At 71.6% G+C, this 22776-nt stretch carries 21 protein-coding genes; 19 read left to right on the top strand and 2 right to left on the bottom strand.

Features of this window, described 5'->3' with window-relative positions; translation table 11 throughout:
- Positions 1-317 precede the first annotated feature (317 nt).
- From ACFVWW_RS33685 to ACFVWW_RS33750, 14 genes are all read left to right on the top strand, one after another.
- Positions 318-1976: a CTP synthase gene (locus ACFVWW_RS33685; RefSeq protein WP_384191354.1), complete on the top strand. Its 1659-nt coding sequence runs from the start codon at positions 318-320 to the stop codon at positions 1974-1976.
- A 123-nt stretch (positions 1977-2099) separates the two neighbouring features.
- A complete protein-coding gene (locus tag ACFVWW_RS33690) occupies positions 2100-2726 on the top strand; it encodes an NUDIX domain-containing protein (RefSeq protein WP_384191357.1) in 627 nt (208 codons plus the stop codon).
- 572 nt (positions 2727-3298) lie between these two features.
- Positions 3299-5683, top strand: a complete 2385-nt coding sequence (locus ACFVWW_RS33695) for a tetratricopeptide repeat protein (protein ID WP_386879463.1) — start codon at positions 3299-3301, stop codon at positions 5681-5683.
- A gap of 144 nt (positions 5684-5827) precedes the next feature.
- Positions 5828-6943 (top strand): alanine dehydrogenase, encoded by a 1116-nt coding sequence (ald, locus tag ACFVWW_RS33700; protein ID WP_384191360.1) that lies wholly within the window; start codon positions 5828-5830, stop codon positions 6941-6943.
- A gap of 381 nt (positions 6944-7324) precedes the next feature.
- Positions 7325-8446 carry a ParA family protein gene (locus ACFVWW_RS33705; RefSeq protein ID WP_384191363.1) on the top strand — a complete coding sequence of 374 codons (1122 nt, stop codon included), beginning with the start codon at positions 7325-7327 and terminating at the stop codon, positions 8444-8446.
- Positions 8443-9045, top strand: a complete 603-nt coding sequence (locus ACFVWW_RS33710) for a hypothetical protein (RefSeq protein ID WP_386879462.1) — start codon at positions 8443-8445, stop codon at positions 9043-9045. The genes ACFVWW_RS33705 and ACFVWW_RS33710 overlap by 4 nt, the downstream gene beginning before the upstream one ends.
- A 45-nt stretch (positions 9046-9090) precedes the next feature.
- Positions 9091-10245, top strand: coding sequence for a segregation and condensation protein A (locus ACFVWW_RS33715; RefSeq protein ID WP_386879449.1), 1155 nt, complete (start codon positions 9091-9093; stop codon positions 10243-10245).
- Positions 10246-10343: 98 nt separating this feature from the next.
- Positions 10344-10910 (top strand): SMC-Scp complex subunit ScpB, encoded by a 567-nt coding sequence (gene scpB / locus ACFVWW_RS33720; RefSeq protein WP_384191411.1) that lies wholly within the window; start codon positions 10344-10346, stop codon positions 10908-10910.
- Complete coding sequence (locus tag ACFVWW_RS33725) at positions 10910-12208, top strand: pseudouridine synthase (protein ID WP_386879448.1); 1299 nt, start codon at positions 10910-10912, stop codon at positions 12206-12208. Before scpB ends, ACFVWW_RS33725 begins: the two co-directional genes overlap by 1 nt.
- Positions 12209-12357: 149 nt before the next feature.
- The gene (pnuC, locus tag ACFVWW_RS33730; protein ID WP_386879447.1) at positions 12358-13008 is read left to right on the top strand and encodes a nicotinamide riboside transporter PnuC; all 651 of its coding nucleotides are present in this window, start codon (positions 12358-12360) and stop codon (positions 13006-13008) included.
- Complete coding sequence (locus tag ACFVWW_RS33735; RefSeq protein WP_386879446.1) at positions 13005-14084, top strand: AAA family ATPase; 1080 nt, start codon at positions 13005-13007, stop codon at positions 14082-14084. The genes pnuC and ACFVWW_RS33735 overlap by 4 nt, the downstream gene beginning before the upstream one ends.
- Positions 14048-14824 (top strand): NUDIX domain-containing protein, encoded by a 777-nt coding sequence (locus ACFVWW_RS33740; RefSeq protein ID WP_386879445.1) that lies wholly within the window; start codon positions 14048-14050, stop codon positions 14822-14824. Before ACFVWW_RS33735 ends, ACFVWW_RS33740 begins: the two co-directional genes overlap by 37 nt.
- On the top strand, positions 14821-15843 hold the full coding sequence (locus ACFVWW_RS33745; RefSeq protein ID WP_384337383.1) for an ADP-ribosylglycohydrolase family protein: 1023 nt from the start codon (positions 14821-14823) through the stop codon (positions 15841-15843). The genes ACFVWW_RS33740 and ACFVWW_RS33745 overlap by 4 nt, the downstream gene beginning before the upstream one ends.
- A 3-nt stretch (positions 15844-15846) precedes the next feature.
- The gene (locus ACFVWW_RS33750; protein WP_386879444.1) at positions 15847-16644 is read left to right on the top strand and encodes a DNA polymerase beta superfamily protein; all 798 of its coding nucleotides are present in this window, start codon (positions 15847-15849) and stop codon (positions 16642-16644) included.
- Here the strand turns inward: ACFVWW_RS33750 and ACFVWW_RS33755 are convergent.
- Together ACFVWW_RS33755 and ACFVWW_RS33760 are read right to left on the bottom strand one after the other, a co-directional pair.
- Positions 16570-17316 (bottom strand): DNA polymerase beta superfamily protein, encoded by a 747-nt coding sequence (locus tag ACFVWW_RS33755; RefSeq protein ID WP_386879443.1) that lies wholly within the window; start codon positions 17314-17316, stop codon positions 16570-16572. The two genes, ACFVWW_RS33750 and ACFVWW_RS33755, sit on opposite strands and share 75 nt — an antisense overlap.
- Positions 17317-17451: 135 nt before the next feature.
- The gene (locus ACFVWW_RS33760; RefSeq protein WP_384191397.1) at positions 17452-17937 is read right to left on the bottom strand and encodes a ubiquinol-cytochrome c reductase iron-sulfur subunit; all 486 of its coding nucleotides are present in this window, start codon (positions 17935-17937) and stop codon (positions 17452-17454) included.
- Between the two features lie 224 nt (positions 17938-18161).
- Between ACFVWW_RS33760 and aroH the strand changes: the two genes are divergently transcribed.
- The 5 genes from aroH to der all read left to right on the top strand — a co-directional run bounded on the left by aroH (position 18162) and on the right by der (position 22684).
- Positions 18162-18524 carry a chorismate mutase gene (aroH, locus tag ACFVWW_RS33765; protein ID WP_384191417.1) on the top strand — a complete coding sequence of 121 codons (363 nt, stop codon included), beginning with the start codon at positions 18162-18164 and terminating at the stop codon, positions 18522-18524.
- Entirely contained in the window at positions 18521-19606 is a 1086-nt protein-coding gene (locus ACFVWW_RS33770; RefSeq protein WP_384191400.1) for a prephenate dehydrogenase, read from the top strand. The genes aroH and ACFVWW_RS33770 overlap by 4 nt, the downstream gene beginning before the upstream one ends.
- 159 nt (positions 19607-19765) lie before the next feature.
- Positions 19766-20479 (top strand): (d)CMP kinase, encoded by a 714-nt coding sequence (gene cmk, locus ACFVWW_RS33775; protein ID WP_386879442.1) that lies wholly within the window; start codon positions 19766-19768, stop codon positions 20477-20479.
- Positions 20480-20532: 53 nt separating this feature from the next.
- Positions 20533-21132, top strand: coding sequence for a lysophospholipid acyltransferase family protein (locus ACFVWW_RS33780; protein WP_386879461.1), 600 nt, complete (start codon positions 20533-20535; stop codon positions 21130-21132).
- A 91-nt stretch (positions 21133-21223) separates the two neighbouring features.
- On the top strand, positions 21224-22684 hold the full coding sequence (gene der / locus ACFVWW_RS33785; protein ID WP_384193952.1) for a ribosome biogenesis GTPase Der: 1461 nt from the start codon (positions 21224-21226) through the stop codon (positions 22682-22684).
- Positions 22685-22776: the final 92 nt, after the last annotated feature.

The following is a 22776-nucleotide window of genomic DNA, read 5'->3' on the forward strand; positions in this document are numbered from 1 at the left end:
GGCCGGACTCGGCAGCGAATGTCCGAGCAGGATACGACGCACCCAGGAGATCCGCGCCACGCTCCTGACAACATCAGTCTGCCGAACTGCTGAGCCAAGGGTGACTCGGGGGACAAAGGCGGACTCGGGGGAAACGAGTGGCGGCGCGTGGCCGGAAGCACCCTCCCCCCGGCGCTGATACCCTGGTAGCCCGTGGACCGGTGGACTCCCTGCGACGCAATGGGGCCCCGAACCCGCAGCGACGGCAGTCCCTTCACTCACCGACAGGGACACCGGCACGCACCTCAGACCGCGACCACGGGAGCCCCCTCTTGGCCATGCCGACCCGATCCTCGACATCCTCGACGACCAAGCACATCTTCGTCACCGGGGGTGTCGCATCCTCCCTCGGCAAGGGCCTGACCGCCTCCAGTCTGGGTGCGCTGCTCAAGGCACGCGGTCTGCGGGTCACCATGCAGAAGCTCGACCCGTACCTGAACGTCGACCCCGGCACGATGAACCCGTTCCAGCACGGTGAGGTATTCGTCACCAACGACGGTGCCGAGACCGACCTGGACATCGGCCACTACGAGCGCTTCCTCGACGTGGACCTCGACGGCTCGGCCAATGTCACCACCGGCCAGATCTACTCGCAGGTCATCGCCAAGGAGCGGCGCGGCGAGTACCTGGGCGACACGGTCCAGGTCATCCCGCACATCACCAACGAGATCAAGCACCGCATCCGGCGCATGGCGACCGACGACGTCGATGTGGTCATCACCGAGGTCGGCGGCACGGTCGGCGACATCGAGTCGCTGCCGTTCCTGGAGACCGTCCGCCAGGTGCGCCACGAGGTCGGCCGCGACAACGTCTTTGTGGTGCACATCTCGCTGCTGCCGTACATCGGACCGTCCGGCGAGCTGAAGACCAAGCCGACCCAGCACTCGGTGGCGGCCCTGCGCAACATCGGTATTCAGCCGGATGCGATCGTGCTGCGCGCCGACCGTGATGTGCCTCTCTCCATCAAGCGCAAGATCTCGTTGATGTGTGACGTCGACGAGGACGCGGTGGTGGCCTGTGTGGACGCCAAGTCGATCTACGACATCCCCAAGGTGCTGCACACCGAGGGCCTGGACGCCTATGTCGTACGGAAGCTGGACCTGCCGTTCCGCGATGTCGACTGGACGGTCTGGGACGATCTCCTGGACCGGGTCCACAACCCCGACCACGAGGTCACCGTCGCGCTGGTCGGCAAGTACATCGACCTGCCGGACGCGTATCTCTCGGTCACCGAGGCGATCCGCGCGGGCGGCTTCGCCAACAAGGCCCGCGTCAAGGTCAAGTGGGTCACGTCGGACGACTGCAAGACCCAGGCGGACGCCGCGAAGCAGCTCGGTGACGTCGACGCCATCTGTATCCCCGGCGGCTTCGGCGAGCGCGGGGTGACCGGCAAGGTCGGCGCGATCCAGTACGCCCGGGAGAACATGATCCCGCTGCTCGGCCTCTGTCTCGGCCTGCAGTGCATCGTCATCGAGGCCGCGCGGAATCTCGCCGAGATCCCCGACGCCAACTCCACCGAGTTCGACTCGGGCACCGCGCACCCGGTGATCTCCACGATGGAGGAGCAGCTCGCCTACGTCGAGGGCGCCGGTGACCTGGGCGGCACGATGCGGCTCGGCCTCTACCCGGCGAAGCTCGCCGAGGGCTCGATCGTCCGTGAGGTCTACGACGACCAGCCGTACGTGGAGGAGCGCCACCGCCACCGCTACGAGGTCAACAACGCCTACCGCGCGGAGCTGGAGAAGAAGGCCGGCCTGAGCTTCTCGGGCACCTCCCCGGACAACAAGCTGGTCGAGTACGTGGAGTACCCGCGCACCACGCACCCCTATCTGGTCGCCACCCAGGCGCACCCGGAGCTGCGCTCCCGGCCGACCCGGCCGCATCCGCTCTTCGCGGGTCTGGTGAAGGCCGCGGTGGAGCGCCGGCGGGGCGAGTAACCAGCCCTGGGCGGGGCGGGAAGCCGCCCGCGCACAGGCGATACGGTGGAAGCCGGGGTACGGGTCTTTCGGGATCCTTGCCCCGGTTTCCGCGTGTGCGCTGCTGTGTGGGAGGACGCTTTCATGACGATCAAGGACGCCCCCGAGGAGTGGCGGGTCACCGCGACCAGGACGCCCTTCCGCGGCAACAAGACCAGTGTCCGTACGGATGATGTGGTCATGCCCGACGGCAGGGTCGTGTCACGCGACTACCAGGTGCACCCCGGATCCGTGGCGATCCTCGCGCTCGACGACGCGGACCGGGTCCTCGTACTGCGCCAGTACCGGCACCCCGTGCGCCAGAAGCTCTGGGAGATCCCGGCCGGTCTGCTCGACGTACCGGGCGAGAATCCGCTGTCCGCGGCGCAGCGCGAGCTGTACGAGGAAGCGCACGTCAAGGCGGAGGACTGGCGGGTCCTGGCGGACGTCTACACGACGCCGGGCGGCTGCGACGAGGCGGTACGGATCTTCCTCGCCCGCGATCTGTCGGAGGCGCAGGGCGTGCGCTTCGAGGTCTCCGAGGAGGAGGCGGACATGGAGCTGGCCCGGGTGGAGCGGACGGATCTGGTGCGCGGAGTGCTCGCCGGGGAGCTGCACAACAACTGCCTCGCCGTGGGCGTTCTCGCGCTCACCGCGGCGCTGGCGGGCGACGGGCTCGACGCTCTCCGGCCGCCCGAGGCGCCCTGGCCCGCCCGCCCGTTCGAGTCCTGAGACGGATTCTCGATCCTCCAGTGGTTCTCCGGCGGTTCTCCGGCGCCCCTCCAGTGGTCGTCCAGCGATCCTCTGGTCTGACGAAATACTGATCCGATTGGGGGATTTACCGGCCACGCCCCACCGGCTTCGTCGCAGAGAGTGAACTACGCTCGGATCGCTCGTGCGGAGACCCGGCGAGCTCGGCTCGTGCGCAGGCGGACGGAGCGTGGCCCGTGACGGATCAGGCGGTGGACGTGAACGGCACCGGTCGTGCGCGAGCGACGGGGCAGCGCGGCTCATCCGGTGCGAAGCCAACCGACCTGGTGGGCAACGATTCTGACGGGCCGTCGGTGAAGCGCAGGGCGCGGGCCAAGTCGTCCGGCGCGAAGGCGCCGAAGAGAAGTCCCGAGAGGGAAGGTGCGGCCCGGGTGGATGTGCCGCAGGGCCCGCGGGGCGCGGCCGCGCAGGCGGCCGACGCGGCCGGATCCGCGCCGGACCGGGTGACGGAGGGTGGCGGCGCGGGGGACGACGCGGCCGCCGCGCGGGCAGAGGTGCGGGACGTGGGCGCGTCGTTGGGAGATGCCGAGGACATGGGCGGGTCGGTGGCGCGCGGTGCGGGTGCGGGCGGAGAGGAGTCCGGCTCCGCGCCGGGGCCCGGCGGGCCGGACACCTCCCGAGGCGGTACGGGGGACACGACGGACACGGGCGGCTCCGCGGCGCCCACCGCGAGCGAGTCCCGGCCCGGCCTCCCGGCCGGGAAGAGCGGGGCAGCCGGAGAAGCCGCCTCGCTCGCGGCGCGCGACGGCGCCGAGGACGGGACGGACGGGACGGACGGGACGGCCCGCGGTGCTCACGCGGACCCGAAGGTGACCGGCCGGGGCGCCCCTCGACGGCCCTCGACGGCGCTGCCGCCCGGTCCTGCGGTCCTGCGGCGTGGCGCCCCCCGGCCCGCGTACGTTCCCGGCCGGGCGCACCCCGCTCACGAGGGACAGTTCTTCGGGCGGGAGCGGGAACTCAAGGCGTTGCGCGGAGACGTCGAGCGCGCCGGGCTCAATACGATCTCCGGGCGCAAGGAGCCCCGCGCCCGGGTCCTGCTGATCGCCGGGCGGCCGGGCGCCGGGCGTACCGCGCTGGCCGAGGAGCTCACCGGGCAGCTGCGGGACGGCTATCCGGACGGGGTCGTACGGACCCGGCTGACCGAGGCCGGCGGCGAGCCCGTGCCCACCGAGCGCACCGCCCGCGAGATCCTCGACGTGTTCGGCATCCCCACGCCGCCCGGCGCCGGGGAGGACGAGCTGTCCGAGATGGTGCGCACGGCGCTGTCGGCGCGCCGGGTGCTGCTGCTCCTGGACGACGCCGTGGACGCCGAGCAGGTCGACCCGCTGGTCCCCGACAACCCCGACTGCCTGGTGGTCGCGGTCGCGCAGGGCCCGCTCACCGGGATTCCCGACGTCCGCCCCTGCACCCTCGGCGGAATGGACGCGAAGTCCGCCATCGAACTGCTCGCGACCTTCACCGGCGCCGTCCGGATCACCGTCGATCCGCAGGCCGCCGAGTCCCTCGCCGAGGAGTGCGGCGGCCAGCCCGCCGCCCTGGTCCTGGCCGGGGGGTGGCTCGCGGCCCGCCCCACCGCGTCGGTCGCCGATGTGGCCAAGCGGCTGCGCTCCCTGCCGCACGACGGCGCACGGCCCGTCGGCGACCGGCCGCTCGCCCGCGCCTTCCAGCTGGTGTACGAGGCGCTGCCGGGGTCCTCCGCCCGGATACTGCGACTGCTCGCCCTCGCGCCCGCGGGTCTGGCCGACGCGCACACCGCGTCGGCGCTGGCCGGCTGCTCGGTGTCGGCCGCCCGGAAGACGCTGGACGACTTCACCGCCATGGGACTGCTCCGGGCCCCCGCCGACCGGGCCGTGGACGGCCAGTACCTGGTGCCGGGCTCTCTGGTCCCGCTGCTGCGCGCGCTCATGCAGGAGAAGGACCGGCCGGCCGAGGTGCAGCTGGCCCGGGCGCGGATGCTGGAGCGGACCGTACGGCTGCTCCACTCCTGCCGCGCCGTTACCGACCCCGACGGCTCCCCGGCCCGCAAGAGGCTGGCGGGACTGCCCCGCGCGCTGCGCTTCCCGAACGCCGCCGCGGCCGACGAGTGGCTGCGCTCACGCCAGCGTGCCCTGCTGGCGTCCGCCCGGCTCGCGGTCGCCGACGGTGAGCTGGACACCCTGGCCCGCCGGCTGGTGGCCGCGCTGGTCAGGGCGCTGGCCGCGCACCGGGGCACCGAGGCCGCGGCGCCCGAGCTGTACGGGCTGCACCAACTGGTCCTCGACATCGCCGAGCGGCGCAAGCTGTACCGCGAGCAGGCCGCCGCGCTGCTGAACATCGGCGATCTGGACGCCCAGACCGGCCGTACGCACGACGCGCTCGCCCGCTACCGGGCCGCGCTGGACGCCGGACGGGCCGCGAACGATCTCTACGCGACCGGCCGCGCGATGGAATCCGTAGGCGGCGCTCACCAGGATCTCCAGGACTGGCAGCGGGCGGCCGACTGGTACGGACGGGCACTCTCGCAGCGGCTGAGCCGCGGTGAACGGGCCGACGCGGCCAGGCTCTACGGCCGGCTCGGCACCGTGCACACCTACGCGGGCCGCTACGGCGAGGCGCTGCGCAACTGGCGGGCCGCCGTGGCGGGCTATCGCCGGCTGCGCGATCTGCCGGGCCAGGCACGGGCGTTGAGCGAGGCGGCCAGGGTGCAGGAGTACGCGGGCCGCCCGCACGAGTCGCTGCGCACCTGTCAGGAGGCGGTGGAATGGGCCCGGCTGGCCGGCGACGTACGGCTGCAGGCCGCGCTCCAGCTCCGGCTGGCGGACACGCTGGACCGGCTCGGCGACCCGACCGCGGCCAGGCTGCACCGCAGCGCGGCCGACCTTCTCCTGGGAACGGAAGGATCTGCCTACGAAATCCGTAGCACTTCGGCTGAGGATTAAAGCTTTGCAAGGCTAGACAGCGGGAAATCCTTCATTAGACTGGCTCTGCCGCACCTTCCCGCGGTGACTTCCTGTGCGCCGTGCGCGCCCGGGTATGTATGGGATTGCCCCCGGAATCCCCTGAGTCAAGGACCGTGATCTGCCGTGTTGGTCGGTATCCCCCGCGAGGTCAAGAACAACGAGTTCCGGGTGGCCATCACCCCCGCCGGTGTGCACGAGCTGGTGAGCCACGGTCATCAGGTCGTCATCGAGCGGAACGCCGGCGTCGGCTCCTCGATCACGGACGACGAGTTCATCGCCGCCGGGGCGCGGATCCTGCCCACCGCCGACGAGGTCTGGGCCGCCGCCGAGCTGCTGCTGAAGGTCAAGGAGCCCATAGCCGAGGAGTACCACCGGCTGCGCAAGGGCCAGACGCTCTTCACGTATCTGCACCTGGCCGCGTCCCGTGAGTGCACGGACGCCCTGCTCGACTCCGGCACCACCGCCATCGCGTACGAGACGGTCGAGACCGTGAACCGCGCGCTGCCGCTGCTCGCCCCGATGTCCGAGGTCGCGGGCCGGCTGGCCCCGCAGGTCGGCGCGTACCACCTGATGCGCTCGGCCGGCGGCCGCGGCGTCCTGCCGGGCGGCGTCCCGGGTACGGCGGCCGGCCGGGCCGTCGTCATCGGCGGCGGTGTCTCCGGCTGGAGCGCCACGCAGATCGCCGTCGGCATGGGCTTCCACGTGACCCTGCTCGACCGGGACATCAACAAGCTGCGCGAGGCCGACAAGATCTTCGGCACCAAGGTCCAGACGATCGTCTCCAACGCCTTCGAGCTGGAGAAGGCGGTCGTCGACGCGGACCTCGTCATCGGCGCCGTTCTCATCCCCGGCGCGAAGGCGCCGAAGCTGGTCACCAACGAGCTGGTCGCCAAGATGAAGCCCGGAAGTGTACTTGTCGACATTGCAATCGATCAGGGTGGCTGCTTCGAGGATTCCCACCCGACGACGCACGCCGAGCCGACCTTCCAGATCCATGACTCGGTGTTCTACTGCGTCGCCAACATGCCGGGCGCGGTTCCGCACACCTCCACGTATGCGCTGACCAACGCCACGCTGCCGTACATCGTGGAGCTCGCGAACCGCGGCTGGGTCGAGGCGCTGCGCCGTGACCCGGCGCTCGCCAAGGGCCTCAACACCCATGAAGGCCAGGTCGTTTACCGTGAGGTGGCCGAGGCCCATGGGCTGGATCACGCCGAATTGAGCATGCTTCTGGGCTGATGCGTCAACGCGCATCGTCAACATCACGCCAACGGCCGGATCTTGCTCAGCGAGGTCCGGCCGGACGCGTGCCCCGCCGTTTCCCGACCCCCGCTCAACTCACGTCGAACGTAACCTTTTCACCGATTCGCACACCCGTGAAAGGTGCCCGCCATGCCTTGGTGAGAGGCTCGTGCGCCCTTGACAGGGAGGTGTTCGGTTGCCGACACATCGGGCCGGGTCCGGCGGATTGTGTTGCTGCGGACCGGTGACACGCCATAGAGTCGCCAACCGTCGGCATAGTGCCACGCTGACCTATCGATAAGTTTCCTGGTCACGTCCAAGGAGGTAAGACGACTTGTGAATGAGTCGACATTTACTCCCGGGGGTGGTCAACCAGGAATGCCTGCGACGGGCCAGAGCCGGTCGTCGGGATTCGAGGCTGTCGGCTCCGTCGCTGTCCGCACCTTCGCCAACCACCAGCACATGACGACAGCCCACCAGATGATGGACGGCCTACACGTGAACGCCATGGCCGGCAACGAGGGTGGCCGAGAGTCCACTCCATTCGCCGTCTACGACGAAGTGCCCGAGGGGCACTTCTACGACCCCGACGCCGAGTACGAGCCCGACCCCGAGTACGCGGCCACCCTCGCCCCCGACGCTGCCCGCCAGCGCCGCGAGCGGATCGGCCCGACCGGGCGTCCCCTGCCGTACTTCCCGATCCCGGGCCCGCTCACCGATCACGGCCCCGCGACGATCATCGCGATGTGCAACCAGAAGGGCGGCGTCGGCAAGACCACGTCGACCATCAACCTGGGTGCCGCGCTCGCGGAGTACGGACGGCGCGTGCTGCTCGTCGACTTCGACCCGCAGGGAGCCCTGTCGGTCGGTCTCGGCGTGAATCCGATGGAGCTGGACCTCACCGTCTACAACCTGCTCATGGAGCGGGGCATGGCGGCAGACGAGGTCCTCCTGAAGACCGCGGTGCCCAACATGGACCTGCTGCCGAGCAATATCGACCTCTCGGCCGCCGAAGTGCAGCTGGTGAGCGAGGTCGCGCGCGAGTCCACGCTCCAGCGGGCGCTGAAGCCGCTGCTGCAGGACTACGACTACATCGTGATCGACTGTCAGCCGTCGCTCGGTCTGCTGACCGTGAACGCGCTGACCGCCGCGCACAAGGTGATCGTTCCGCTGGAGTGCGAGTTCTTCGCGCTGCGCGGGGTGGCCCTGCTGACGGAGACCATCGAGAAGGTCCAGGAGCGGCTCAACCCGGACCTGGAGCTCGACGGCATCCTGGCGACGATGTACGACTCCCGTACGGTGCACAGCCGCGAGGTCCTCGCGCGTGTCGTCGAGGCCTTCGACGATCACGTCTACCACACGGTGATCGGGCGGACGGTGCGCTTCCCGGAGACCACGGTGGCCGGAGAGCCGATCACCACGTACGCCTCGAACTCCGTGGGCGCCGCCGCGTATCGCCAGCTCGCCAGGGAGGTGCTCGCCCGGTGTCACGCCGAGTGAGTCTGCCCGGGGCCGACGAGCTGTTCCGTACGACCGGGGGCATGGCGCTGCAGTCCTCCTCGCCCGCCTCCCAGCGTCGTAACGCGAACGGTGAGCCACGGGTGCCGGCGCCGGCGGGGGAGAGCGATCCGGCCGGCGACCCGGCGGCCGGGGCCCCGTCGGGTCCGGCGGGGAACTCGTCCTCGTCCGCCCCGGTGGAGGAACACGGCGCCGCGACGGCGGACTCCGCGGCGTCGTCCAGGAGCCGTACCGCCGACGCGGAGCAGGCCGCCTCCTCGGTCAAGGGGCGGCGGCCGCAGGAGGCCGGTTCTCCGGGCGCGGCATCTGCCGCGGGGGCGCAGGGCGGGCAGCAGCGCCGCCGGGGCCGCGGTGCGAACCGCCGCCCCAGCGGGCGCGAGCGGCACGACGAGAAGATCACGGTCTATGTCTCGGCCGAGGAACTGATGGACCTCGAACACGCACGGCTGGTCCTGCGCGGTGAGCACGGACTCGCCGTGGACCGGGGGCGGATCGTCCGTGAGGCGGTCGCCGTGGTCCTCGCGGACCTCGAATCACGCGGCGACGCGAGCATTCTCGTACGGCGCCTGCGCGGGCGCTGACGGTAGCCTGCGCGGGCAGCCCCTGCTCCAGCCCCCAGGACCACGATGCCCCCGCCCCCCGATCCCACCCGGCCGCCCCGCCGCAGCCTGGGCCGCGGCCCGGGAGCGTCGCCGCCCGCGACCGCGGGCCACGCGCCGCCGGCGACGGCCGCCACGACGGCTCCCGAGCAGGCTCCCGAGCCGCCACCCGCCGCGCCGGAAGCGGCTGTGCCGGTGCCTGCGCCCGCGGCTGTGCCCGCGCCCGTGCCTGCGCCTGCCGACGAGGTGCCCGCGGCCGTCCCGGACGTGGCACCCGGCGCTCCGGCCGATGGCGACGCGACGGACGCGACGGAAGGGCCTGACGCGGGTGACGGGCGCTTCACCGTGCGGCTCGCGAATTTCGAGGGGCCGTTCGATCTGCTGCTGCAGCTCATCTCGAAGCACAAGATGGATGTGACCGAGGTCGCGCTCTCCAAGGTCACCGATGAGTTCATGGTGCATATCCGGGGCATGGGCCCGGACTGGGACCTCGACCAGACCACCGAGTTCCTGGTGGTCGCGGCGACCCTGCTGGATCTGAAGGCCGCCCGGCTGCTGCCCACCGCCGAGGTGGAGGACGAGGCGGATCTCGCGCTGCTCGAAGCACGGGACCTGCTCTTCGCGCGGCTCCTGCAGTACCGCGCGTACAAACACGTCGCGGAGATCTTCAGCGAGCGCCTGGACAGGGAGGCGCGGCGCTATCCCCGCACGGTCGGCCTCGAACCCCATCACGCCGAGCTGCTCCCCGAGGTCGTGATCCGTATCGGGCCCGAGGGTTTCGCGCGGCTCGCGGTGAAGGCGATGCAACCGAAGCCGAAGCCGCAGGTGTACGTCGATCACATCCACGCGCCGCTCGTGTCCGTACGGGAACAGGCGGGGATCGTCGTCGCGCTGCTGCGGGAGCACGGGGAGGCCAGCTTCCAGACGCTCACGGCGGACGCCGCCGACTCCCTCACGGTCGTGGCGCGCTTCCTGGCGCTGCTGGAGCTCTACCGGGAGCGGGCAGTCGCCCTGGACCAGGAGGAGGCCCTCGGCACCCTGATGGTCCGCTGGACCGGCGGGGACGGCGACGCGGAGCCGGCCGTGACCGACGAATTCGACCGCGAGCCCGGCCCGACCGACGAGACGACCGACGAGACGGCCGACGAGACTGTCGATGAGCCGAGCGAGGAGAACGCGTGAGCGGCGAGCAGCGGAGTACGCGCACGAGTGCGAGCGCGAGCACCAGTACGAGGACGGTCGCGGAGCTGGACCTCAAGCCGGCTCTCGAAGCGGTCCTCATGGTCGTCGACGAGCCCGCCACCGAGGAGCATCTCGCCAAGGTCCTCGACCGCCCCCGGCGGGCCGTCGCGGACGCGCTGCGGGAGCTGGCCGACGAGTACACCGTCCAGCGCCGCGGCTTCGAGCTGCGGCTGATCGCCGGTGGCTGGCGGTTCTACACGCGGCCCGAGTACGCCGAGGCCGTCGAGGGCTTCGTGCTCGACGGCCAGCATGCCCGGCTGACCCAGGCCGCGCTGGAGACCCTCGCGGTCGTCGCGTACCGCCAGCCGGTGAGCCGTTCCCGGGTCTCCGCGGTACGCGGAGTGAACTGTGACGGCGTCATGCGCACCCTCCTCCAGCGCGGGCTGGTGGAGGAGGCGGGCGCGGAACCCGAAACAGGTGCGATCCTGTACAGGACGACGAACTACTTTCTGGAGCGGATGGGCCTGCGCGGCCTGGACGAGCTTCCGGAGCTCGCGCCCTTCCTCCCCGAGGCGGACGCGATCGAGGCCGAGACCCTCGAAGGCGTTCCGTCGTTCGATCCGGACGCACCGGACACCGACGCAGACGACAAGACGGACATTTAATGCGAAGCGGCAACAGGAACAGCGGAAGCGGCAACAGGAACGGCGGAGGCGGGAGCGGCGGCGGTAACCGGGACAGCCGGGGCGCCGGTGGTAACCGGGACGGCCGGGGCGGCAGTGGTAGCCGGGACGGCCGGGGCGGCAGCGGCAATCGGGACAGCCGGGGCGCCGGCGGCAACCGGGACGCCCGGGACAGCCGGGACACCCGGGGCGCCGGCGCCGGGCGCGACGAGCAGCCGAAGCGGCCGTCCCGTCCCCGTCCCGAGGAGCGCCGTTACGATGTCGGCCGCTCGGGCCCCACCGGTGGTTCCGGTGCCTCCGGTGCGCCCGGCGGCACCCGCCGTTCCGCCGGCTCCGGCGATTCCTCCGGCGAGGGCGCGCGCCAGGGCGGCGCCCGCGGCGCGGCGGCCCGTGGCGGTGCCAAGGGCGGTCCCAAGTCCTCGCAGAGCGGTGGCGGCCCGCGCCGCGGCGGCCAGTCCCGTCCCCGCGAGCTCGACGCCAAGATCGAGCAGCGCAACCGTGACCGGTACGCCGAGCGGCCCTCGGTCGTGACCCCCAGGACCAACCCCGGCGCCGAGCAGGAGGGTGAGCGGCTGCAGAAGGTCCTCGCCCGCGCCGGCATGGGCTCGCGCCGCGCCTGCGAGGAGCTGATCGAGCAGTCCCGCGTCGAGGTCAACGGCGAGATCGTCCTTGAGCAGGGCATGCGCGTCGACACGGACAGGGACGAGATCAAGGTCGACGGACTGACCGTCGCCACGCAGTCGCATCTCTTCTTCGCGCTGAACAAGCCGGCCGGTGTCGTCTCCACGATGGAGGACCCGGACGGCCGCCAGTCCCTCGGTGACTACGTCACCAACCGCGAGACCCGGCTCTTCCATGTCGGCCGGCTCGACACGGAGACCGAGGGCATCATCCTGCTCACCAACCACGGCGAGCTGGCCCACCGCCTCACGCACCCCAAGTACGGCGTCAAGAAGATCTACCTGGCCGCGATCCAGGGCCCGCTCCCGCGCGATCTGGGCAAGCGGCTCAAGGACGGCATCCAGCTGGAGGACGGCTACGCCAAGGCCGACCACTTCCGGGTCGTGGAGAACACCGGCAAGAACTACCTGGTCGAGGTCACCCTCCACGAGGGCCGCAAGCACATCGTCCGCCGCATGCTCGCCGAGGCCGGCTTCCCGGTCGACCGGCTCGTCCGGACGTCCTTCGGCCCGATCCCGCTGGGCGACCAGAAGTCCGGCTGGCTGCGCCGCCTCACCAACACCGAGGTCGGCATGCTGATGAAGGAAGTGGGGCTGTAACCCGCCCCTGAGTACGCCCCTGTTACCGCTGGTGCCCCTGGCGCCGGCGGTACGGAAGAAAAGCCCGCGCCCTCACGGCCGCGGGTTTTTTCGCTTGTCGGGCGGGTCCGTTCCCCTTTATAGTCAGTGTGACTATTAAGGAGGCGGGCGTGAGTCTCGCGGACATTCTCGATCCCTTGCAGCGGCCGCTGCTGACCGTCCTGGACACCCCGGTCAGCTGGACCGAGGTCCTCGGTTTCGGCAGTGGCGCGCTCTGTGTGTGGCTCGTGGCCCGCCAGCACCTCGCCAACTGGCCGATCGGCATCGCCAACAACGTCTTCTTCATCCTGCTGTTCAACCAGGCCGGCCTGTACGCCGACGCGGGGCTGCAGGTCGTCTTCATCACCCTCGCCGCGTACGGCTGGTGGACCTGGACCCACGGGGGTGGCCCGGGCTCGTCCCTGCCGGTGCGGCGCACGACCCGCACCGAGTGGGGCTGGCTGCTCGCGGCGGGGGTGGTGGGGACATTCGCGCTCACCGTCCTCCTCGGCCGCGCCACCGACTCGACCGTGCCCTTCTGGGACGCGCTCACCACCGCGCTCTCCCTGATGGCGACGTACGGCCAGTGCCGCAAGCGCCTGGAGTCGTGGTGGCTGTGGATCGCGGCGGACGTCGTGTACATCCCGCTCTACGCGTACAAGGACCTCTACCTGACCTCGCTGCTCTACGCCGGCTTTCTGGCCCTCTGCCTGGCCGGGCTGCGCAACTGGTCCCGGGACCTGGCCGGATCGCGGCGGACGGCGGAGGCGACGGCCGTATGACCGGCTACGGACACGGTCTTGTGCTCGGTAAGTTCTATCCGCCGCACGCCGGCCACCACCATCTCGTACGGACCGCGCGGGACCGCTGCGAGCGGCTGACCGTGCTGGTCTGCGCCTCCTCCGTGGAGTCCGTGCCGCTGGCCGACCGCGTCCGCTGGATGCGTGAAGTCCACCCGGACGTCAGGGTGGTGGGGGCCGTCGACGACGTCGTCATGGACCTGAACGACCCCGCCGTCTGGGACGCGCACATGGCGGTCTTCCGCGGCGCCGTGCCCGAGCGCGTGGACGCCGTCTTCAGCTCGGAGTCGTACGGAGCGGAGCTGGGGCGGCGGTTCGGCGCCGCGTCCGTGTGCGTCGACCCGGACCGTACGGTCTTCCCGGTCTCCGGCACGGCCGTGCGCAAGGACCCGGTCGGCTGCTGGGACTTCCTGGCGCCGCCGGTACGCGCGGCGCTCACCCGGCGCGTCGTGGTGCTCGGCGCCGAGTCCACCGGCACCACGACGCTCGCGCGGGCGCTCGCCGGCCACTACCGGCGGCGCGGCGGGACCTGGGCGCGGACCGGGTACGTCCCTGAGTACGGGCGGGAGTTCAGCGAACTCAAACTGGCCGCCCTGCGCGTCGACCACCCGCGGGCGCAGTGGGAGGACGTCGAATTCACCACGGCGGACTTCCCGCGGATCGCCGAGCGGCAGAACGCACTGGAGGACGCGGCGGCCGGGGCCGGTTCACCCGTCCTGTTCTGCGACACCGACTCCTTCGCCACCACCGTCTGGCACGAACGGTATGTGGGCGGACGCAATCCGCGGGTCGAGGAGATCGCCGACCTGATTTCCCATCAGCTGTGGCTGCTCACCGACCATGAAGGCGTCGCCTTCGAGGACGACGGGCTGCGGGACGGCGAGGAGCTGCGGCCCTGGATGACCGGCCGGTTCCGCGCCGAACTCACCCGCACCGGACGCGAGTTCCTCGTCGTGAGCGGACCGCACGAGGAGCGGCTCGCCACCGCCGTCGCCGCCGTGGACGACCTGCTCGGCCGGGGATGGGACTTCGCCCCGCCCCTCCCGGAGCGACGGTGAACGCCCCGCGGTCGCGCGCTCCGGCGGGCTACGACCCGTCCGCCTTCGAGCCGTTCGCGGTCACCGTCGACCTCGCCGTCTTCACGGTCAGGGAGGGCCGGCTGCACGTCCTGCTCGTCGAGCGCGGACAGGACCCCTACCGGGGCGACTGGGCGCTGCCGGGCGGCTTCGTACTGCCGAAGGAGTCCGCCGGACAGGCCGCCCGCCGTGAACTGGTCGAAGAGACTGGCCTGTCGGAACGGACCGCCACCGCGCTCCATCTGGAACAGCTGCGGACCTACAGCGACCCGGACCGCGACCCCAGGATGCGGGTCGTGTCCGTGGCGTACACCGCGCTCGTACCGGATCTGCCGGAGCCGCGCGGTGGCGGGGACGCGGCCGGCGCCCGGTGGGTGGAGTTCGGGGCCTGCGGACCGCTCGCCTTCGACCACGACCACATCCTCGCCGACGCCTACGACCGCGTCGGCGCCAAGCTCGAATACACCTGTCTCGCCACGGCCTTCTGCCCGGCCGAGTTCACGCTCGGGGAGCTGCGGCAGGTGTACGAGACCGTCTGGGGCGTCGTGCTCGACAGCCCCAACTTCCGGCGCAAGGTCCTCACCACGCCAGGGTTCGTCCAGGCGGTGGAGGGACCGCGCCGCCGGACGGGCGGCCGTGGAAAACCGGCCGCTCTGTACCGCGCGGGCGCCGCCACCACACTGCATCCACCTCTTCTGCGACCGGAAGGACGGACCGCATGATCACCGCACGGGCCATCACCAAGCAAGCCGCCACGGGCTCGCTGATCGGGCTCGCACTCGGCGACGCCCTGGGCTTCCCGACCGAGTTCAACGATGTGCCGTCGATCCTCGCGAAGTGCGGTCCGTGGCGGGAGATGGCCCTGCCGGATCCCGCGTTCGTCACGGACGACACGCAGATGACCCTCGCGTTCGCGCGGGGCATCCGGACCGCGATGGACCGGGGGGTGCTGGGCCCGCTGCGTCTCGAGCGGCCGGTGCGCGACGAGTTCGTCGACTGGTACCACTCCCCGGACAACAACCGCGCCCCCGGCAACACCTGCCTGACCGCCTGCCGGCTCCTCGACAGCGACCGGCCCTGGCAGCAGGCGAGCCAGACCGGGTCCAAGGGCTGCGGCGCAAATATGCGGGTCGCGCCGATCGGGCTGGTCCCGGGCCTGAGCGACGAACAGCGGGCGGGCGCAGCGCAGTTGCAGGCGGCGCTCACCCACGGTCATCCGACGGCGCTGGCCGCCTCCGATCTCACGGCGCGGGCGGTGTACCTGCTGGCGCAGGGAGGTGAGCCGCTGGGGCTGGCGGGCCAGCTGCGTTCGTACGCGTACGAGAACCGGGACCGCTACTACCACCGCTGGCTCGGCGACCTCTGGACACACGCCGGCGACCCCACGCCCGAGGCCTTCATCGCGCGGGGTTGGGACGAGTGCCTGGGGGCCCTCGAACGCCTCCAGCACGCCCTGCGCACGCCGTCACCGGAGACCGACCCCTGCCTGGCGACCGGGGACGGCTGGGTCGCCGAGGAGGCGCTCGCCACCGGCCTGCTCTGCTTCCTGCTCTTCCCCGCCGAGCCGGTGACGGCCCTGCGCCGGGCCGCCTGCACCAAGGGCGACTCGGACTCCATCGCCTCCCTGGCGGGCGCCTTCGCCGGCGCGCACCTGGGCGCACGGGCCTGGCCCAAGGAGTGGGCCGAGCGGATCGAGTACCGGAGCGACCTGCTGTCGCTGGCGGCCCTCTGGGACGCTTGACCCATGCGTACGGAAGAACAGAGCCGCGAACGACGCCTCCAGGAGGCCGGGCTGCCGGTCACCGACCTCGGCCCGGTCCTCGCGGAGGAGACCGACCCCCCGCTGTTCGCCACCGTCTCCGGGGCGCATCTGTACGGATTCCCGTCCCGGGACTCGGACGTCGATCTGCGGGGTGCCCATCTGCTGCCCGTCGCCGCGCTGATCGGGCTGCGTGAGCCGGACGAGACGCGGTCGCGGATGTGGGACCGGGACGGCGTGGAGATGGATCTCGTCACCCACGACCTGCGAAAGTTCGTCGGGCTCATGCTGCGGCGCAACGGCTATGTGCTGGAGCAGCTGCTCTCGCCACTGGTCGTGCACACGACCGAAGCGCACCAGGAACTGGTGGCGCTCGCGCCAGGCGTGCTGACCTCCCATCACGCGCACCACTACCTGGGGTTCGCCCGGACACAGTGGCGGCTGTTCGAGTCGACCGGCGAGCTCAAGCCACTGCTCTACACCTTCCGCGCCCTCCTCACGGGCATCCATCTGATGCGAAGCGGCGAGGTGCGGGCACATCTGCCCACCCTGCTGGAGGAGGTGGCAGCGCCGCACTATCTGCCGGAGCTGATCGCGGCAAAGGCCGACGCCGAACACGCGCCGGCCGTGGGAGTGGAGCGGGAACGGCTGGAGACGGACATGACGGCGCTGCGCACGGCCCTGGACGAGGCGCGGCCGGCCTCACCGCTACCGGACGCCCCCGCCCCCGTCGTCTACGAGGCACTCCACGACCTGGTCGTCCGTACTCGGCTGGAGGGCTGAGGCTCGGCGGGTGCGGATGAGGAAGTCCTCGACTCGGGAGTGGTCGGGCTCGGGTGGGAGGGGGGAGCGGAGGGCCGCCGTGTCGGCCTCCGCGGTGAGGCGGGTCATCCGCCGCTCGACCTCGGGCCAGGGGACCTCGCCGCGCTTGACCGCCAGCAGTGGCTCCCGGTCCGTACCGACGTCGATGACCAGCCGGCCCGTACGCAGCAGATCCCGGCAGGAGACGAGCAGTCGCAGCAGGTGCATGGCGTGCTTCCAGCGCGGGGCGCCGTACTGCCGGACATCCGCCTCCAGCTTCTTGCGCTGGCCGTCGGCGTAGCGGACGAAGGTCTGATGGGCCTGGCGGGACAGGAACGCGTCGCGCAGCGCGAGCAGTTCACGGCCGGTGTCGTCGATGTGCTCGACGAGCGGGGAGTGCAGACACTCCAGCACATTGGGGTTGGTGCGCAGAGCGAGAGCGCAGAAGCGCTCCAGCTCCCACGAGAACTGCTCGGCCGCCGGCCCCTCGACATGGGACGGCGGCTTCTCGAAACCCCAGTACAGCGAGGTCGGGGCGAGGAAGACCCCGCGGAGGTCGGTGTCGCTGTCGTCCGTCGCGAGACCGAAGGCGCGGGAGCCCATCACACAGGAGTAGACGGTGTGGTCGCGGACAAGGGCTTCGGACGGCGTCATGGGCGAGAGGGTACGGGAGGGTACGGAAGGGCCCGCCGGCCCCTCGTGGCCGGCGGATCACGGGGGGCCGGGGCACGGGATCACGCGCGCACGGGATCACGCGGGGCACGGGATCACGTGGGCACGCTCACCGGGTCACGCGAGGAAGATCCTGTCCCCGGACACGGTGATCTCCCGGGCCGGGAGGGGGCGCGGGGCCGGACCGGCCACGACGCCGGCGTCCATGACGCTGAATCTGGCGCCGTGGCAGGGACAGTCGATGGTGCCCTCCTCGACGTTCGCCACCGTGCAGCCCACATGGGTGCAGATGGCGGAGAAGGCCATGAACTCCCCTTCCGTCGGCTGCGTCACCACGACCTTCCGGTCGGCGAAGATCTTGCCGCCGCCGACCGGGATGTCCGAGGTCCTGGCGAGCGGGGCCGGTGACTGGGCCGGTGACCCGGCCGACGGCGGGGCGGTCTTCACGGCCGGCGACCCGGCCGGCGGGCCCGACGGCTGCGGGGGCCTGCGGCCACTGTTCCCGCTTCCGTCCCCGCTGCCGTCGCCGTTCCCGCCGCAGCCGGGGACGAGCGCGACGGCGCCCGCCGCGAGTACCGTGCGCCGCACCGTACCGCCATCCATGAGTGTCTCCCTCTGTCGTGACCTCGTATCCGCCGGTTATCACCAGCATCCTGGCGCTCCGTGCCCCGGAGACAGCGGAGTCCCCGCGCGAGGTCCTTCGAATGGCCGCACGAAGGGGAGACGGCGGCCCTTGGCCCCTCGCCGTCTCGGAGAGCGGTCGCGGACGCTGGGTTCCCCGTGGCTGACTACGCTGAAGCGAGCACTCGACCATGGAGGAGAACGTCGTGGCGGTACGAGCGGTTCGCGGGGCCGTCCAGCTGGAGCGGGACGAGTCCGGGCACATGGACGACCAGGTCAGGCAGCTCCTGACCACGATCCTGGAGCGCAACGAGCTCACCGCGGACGATCTGATCAGTATCTGGTTCACGGCCACGCCCGATCTGCACAGCGACTTCCCGGCCGCGGCGGCCCGCGGGCTCGGTATCGTCGACGTGCCCCTGATCTGCGCCCAGGAACTGGACATCGCCGGCGCCCTGCCGCGTGTCGTCCGGATCCTCGCCCATATCGAGTCCGACCTCCCCAAGTCCGAGATCGCGCACGTCTACCTCGGCGCCGCGGCCGCCCTCCGCAAGGACATCGCCCAGTGAGAAGCGCCCTGGTCATCGGAACGGGCCTGATCGGCACCTCGGCCGCGCTGGCCCTGGCCGGCCGCGGGGTCACCGTCCATCTCACGGACCACGACCCCTCCCGGGCCCTCACCGCCGCGGCGCTCGGCGCGGGGACGGACGAGGCGCCCGAGGGGCGCGTCGACCTCGCGATCATCGCCGTACCGCCCGCGCACACCGCCGGCACGCTCGCCGCGGCGATGCGGGACGGCGTGGCCCGCGGCTATCTGGACGTGGCGAGCGTCAAGGGCGGCCCCCGGCGTGAGCTGGAGGCGCTCGGCCTCGATCTGACCGCGTACATCGGCACGCACCCGATGGCGGGCAAGGAGCTCTCGGGGCCGCTGGCCGCCACCGCCGACCTCTTCGAGGGACGCCCCTGGGTGCTGACCCCGACCCGGGACACCGACACCGAGGTACTGAACCTGGCCCTGGAGCTGGCCGCGCTGTGCCGCGCCGTGCCGGTGGTCATGGACGCCGACGCGCACGACCGGGCGGTCGCCCTGGTCTCGCACACCCCCCAGCTGATCTCGTCGATGGTCGCGGCGCGGCTGGAGGAGGCCGACGAGACCGCCGTACGCCTCTGCGGCCAGGGCATCCGTGATGTCACCCGGATCGCGGCCTCCGACCCCCGGATGTGGGTCGAGATCCTCACCGCGAACCCCGGCCCCGTCGCCGATGTGCTGGCGGGCGTCGCGGCGGACCTCGGCGAGACGGTCGAGGCGCTGCGCGCGCTCCAGTCCTCCGACGAGGACAAGCGGCGCGGCGGCGCCGCCGGCATCGAGGACGTCCTGCGGCGCGGCAACGCGGGCCGGGTGCGGGTGCCGGGCAAGCACGGCGCGGCCCCGGCGGTGTACGAGATCGTGGCGGTGCTGATCAGCGACCGGCCGGGCGAGCTGGCCCGTATCTTCGCGGACGCCGGCCGGGCCGGGGTCAATGTGGAGGACGTGCGGATCGAGCACGCGACCGGACAGCAGGCGGGCCTGGTCCAGGTGATGGTGGAGCCGGCGGCGGCCCCGGTGCTCGCCGCGGCCCTGCGGGAACGCGGCTGGTCGGTCCGGCAGTAGATCACACGGGGCCACCCGGGGGCGCGGGGCGCGATGTGCGCCGGGAAGCGTCCCGCCGAACGGGTGCATTCGAGGCCCTGAGTACTCGGTAACCTTGTGCGGGGGCGTATGGACGTCCCCTCGCATTCATCCCGTGTACCAGGAAAGGTGTCCGCCCCCGTGGAAAACGGAGCAACCGCCGCCCGGACGGCCTCGGCCGCTGTGATCGTCGCCATCGACGGGCCCTCCGGCACGGGCAAGTCGAGCACCTCCAAGGCCGTGGCCGCCCAGCTCGGGCTGAGCTACCTGGACACCGGCGCGCAGTACCGGGCGATGACCTGGTGGATGCTCAGCAACGGCATCGACGTGCGGGATCCCGCCGCTGTCGCGACCGCCGCGGGCAAGCCCGTCCTGGTCTCGGGCACCGACCCGGCCGCTCCCACGATCACCGTCGACGGGGTGGACGCCGCGGGCCCCATCCGTACCCAGGAGGTCACCTCCGAGGTGAGCGCGGTCAGCGCCGTGCCCGAGGTGCGGACCGTCATCACCGAGCTGCAGCGGTCCATCGCCGCGGCCGCCGGGAAGGGGATCGTGGTCGAGGGCCGCGACATCGGTACGACGGTCCTGCCGGACGCGGACGTCAAGATCTTCCTCACCGCTTCGCCGGAGGCGCGCGCCGCCCGCCGCAGCGGGGAGCTGAAGGGCAACGAGGCGACGGATGTCGTCGCCACCCGGGAAGCGCTGATCAAGCGGGACAGGGCCGACTCCAGCCGTAAGACATCCCCGCTCGCGAAGGCCGAGGACGCGGTCGAGGTGGACACCACGGACCTCACGCTCCAGCAGGTCATCGAGTGCATCGTTACCCTGGTCGGGGAGAAGCGGGACGCCACGTGAGCGCACCGTCCGGGAGGGGCGCGGCGATCGGGCGCGGCATCGGTATCGGACTGATGTACGGGCTCTGGAAGCCGCGGGTGCTCGGCGCCTGGCGGGTTCCGGCGAGCGGCCCCGCGATACTCGCCGTCAACCACGCGCACAACATCGACGGCCCGATGCTGATGGGCACCGCGCCCCGCCCGGTGCACTTCCTGATCAAGAAGGAAGCCTTCATCGGTCCGCTCGACCCGTTCCTGCGGGGCATCGGACAGCTGAAGGTGGACCGTGAGGTCGCCGACCGCGGCGCGATCAGCGACGCGCTCGGTGTGCTCAGGGACGGCGGGGTGCTGGGGATCTTCCCCGAGGGCACCCGGGGTGAGGGCGATTTCGCCTCATTGCGCGCCGGGCTCGCATACTTCGCTGTACGGAGCGGGGCGCCGATCGTCCCGGTGGCCGTCCTGGGAAGCACCGAGAGCCATGGACGGTTGATACCCGCGCTGCCCGCGCTGCGCAGCCGCGTGGACGTCGTCTTCGGCGACGCCTTCGAGGCGGGTGACGGCAGCGGGCGGCGCACCCGCAAGGCGCTGGACGGCGCCACCGTGCGGATCCAGGAGCGGCTGACCGCCCACCTGGAGAACGCCAGGCGCCTCACCGGGCGCCAGGCCAAGCGCTAGGTAACGACCAGGTCGTAAGGCACTGGGCAGGACTTGAGTAGTGCGCCGCGTGCCGCGGCGCACCGATCACGATGAACGAGGTACGGACTTCATGAACGACCAGATCGACTCCGGCGACGAGCACGGGGAGCTTGGCGATGCCGAGTACGCGGAGTTCATGGAGCTTGCCGCGCAGGAGGGCTTCGAAGCCGAGGACGTGGAGGGCGCGATCGGTGAGGCCGGTCACGGCCCGCTGCCCGTCCTCGCCGTCGTCGGCCGCCCGAATGTCGGTAAATCGACCCTCGTGAACCGCATCATCGGCCGCCGCGAGGCGGTCGTCGAGGACAAGCCGGGCGTCACCCGCGACCGGGTGACGTATGAGGCCGAGTGGGCGGGACGCCGCTTCAAGGTCGTCGACACCGGCGGCTGGGAGCAGGACGTCCTGGGCATCGACGCCTCCGTCGCCGCCCAGGCCGAGTACGCGATCGAGGCCTCCGACGCGGTGGTCTTCGTGGTGGACTCCACGGTCGGCGCGACCGACACCGACGAGGCCGTGGTCAAGCTGCTGCGCAAGGCGGGCAAGCCCGTCGTGCTCTGTGCCAACAAGGTGGACGGACAGAGCGGGGAGGCGGACGCCACCGCGCTCTGGTCGCTCGGCCTCGGCGAGCCGCACCCGGTCTCCTCCCTGCACGGCCGCGGCACCGGCGACATGCTGGACGCGGTGCTCGAAGCCCTGCCGGAGGCCCCGGCGCAGACCTTCGGCACCGCGGTCGGCGGGCCCCGCCGTATCGCGCTCATCGGGCGCCCGAACGTCGGCAAGTCGTCCCTGCTGAACCGGGTCGCCGGCCAGGAGCGCGTCGTCGTCAACGAGGTCGCGGGCACCACCCGTGACCCGGTCGACGAGCTGATCGAGCTCGGCGGCACGGTGTGGAAGTTCATCGACACCGCGGGCATCCGCCGCCGGGTCCACCTCCAGGAGGGCGCGGACTACTACGCGTCGCTGCGTACGGCGGCCGCCGTGGAGAAGGCCGAGGTCGCGGTGGTACTGATCGACACGAGCGAGTCCATCAGCGTCCAGGACCAGCGGATCATCACGATGGCCGTCGAGGCGGGCCGCGCCCTGGTCATCGCGTACAACAAGTGGGACACCCTCGACGAGGAGCGCCGCTACTACCTGGAGCGCGAGATCGAGACGGAGCTGGCGCAGATCGCCTGGGCGCCGCGGGTGAACGTCTCGGCGCGTACCGGCCGCCACATGGAGAAGCTGGTCCCGGCGATCGAGACGGCGCTGGCGGGCTGGGAGACCCGGGTTCCGACCGGCAGGCTCAACGCGTTCCTCGGAGAGCTGGTCGCCGCGCACCCGCACCCGATCCGGGGCGGCAAGCAGCCCCGCATCCTGTTCGGTACGCAGGCGGGGACGAAGCCGCCGCGCTTCGTGCTCTTCGCCTCCGGCTTCATCGAGCACGGCTACCGGCGCTTCGTCGAGCGCCGGCTGCGCGAGGAGTTCGGCTTCGTGGGCACTCCGATCCATATCTCCGTGCGCGTGCGGGAGAAGCGCGGCCGCAAGAAGTGACCCGGTAGCGGGGACACGCGAGAAGCCGGAAGCCGTGGGGCCCGGCGCGGAATCAAACCCCCCGGGCCCCCCCGCGTGCGGGGGGCACGGGG

It is taken from the genome of Streptomyces sp. NPDC058198 (genome assembly GCF_042882605.1).
GTDB lineage: Bacteria > Actinomycetota > Actinomycetes > Streptomycetales > Streptomycetaceae > Streptomyces.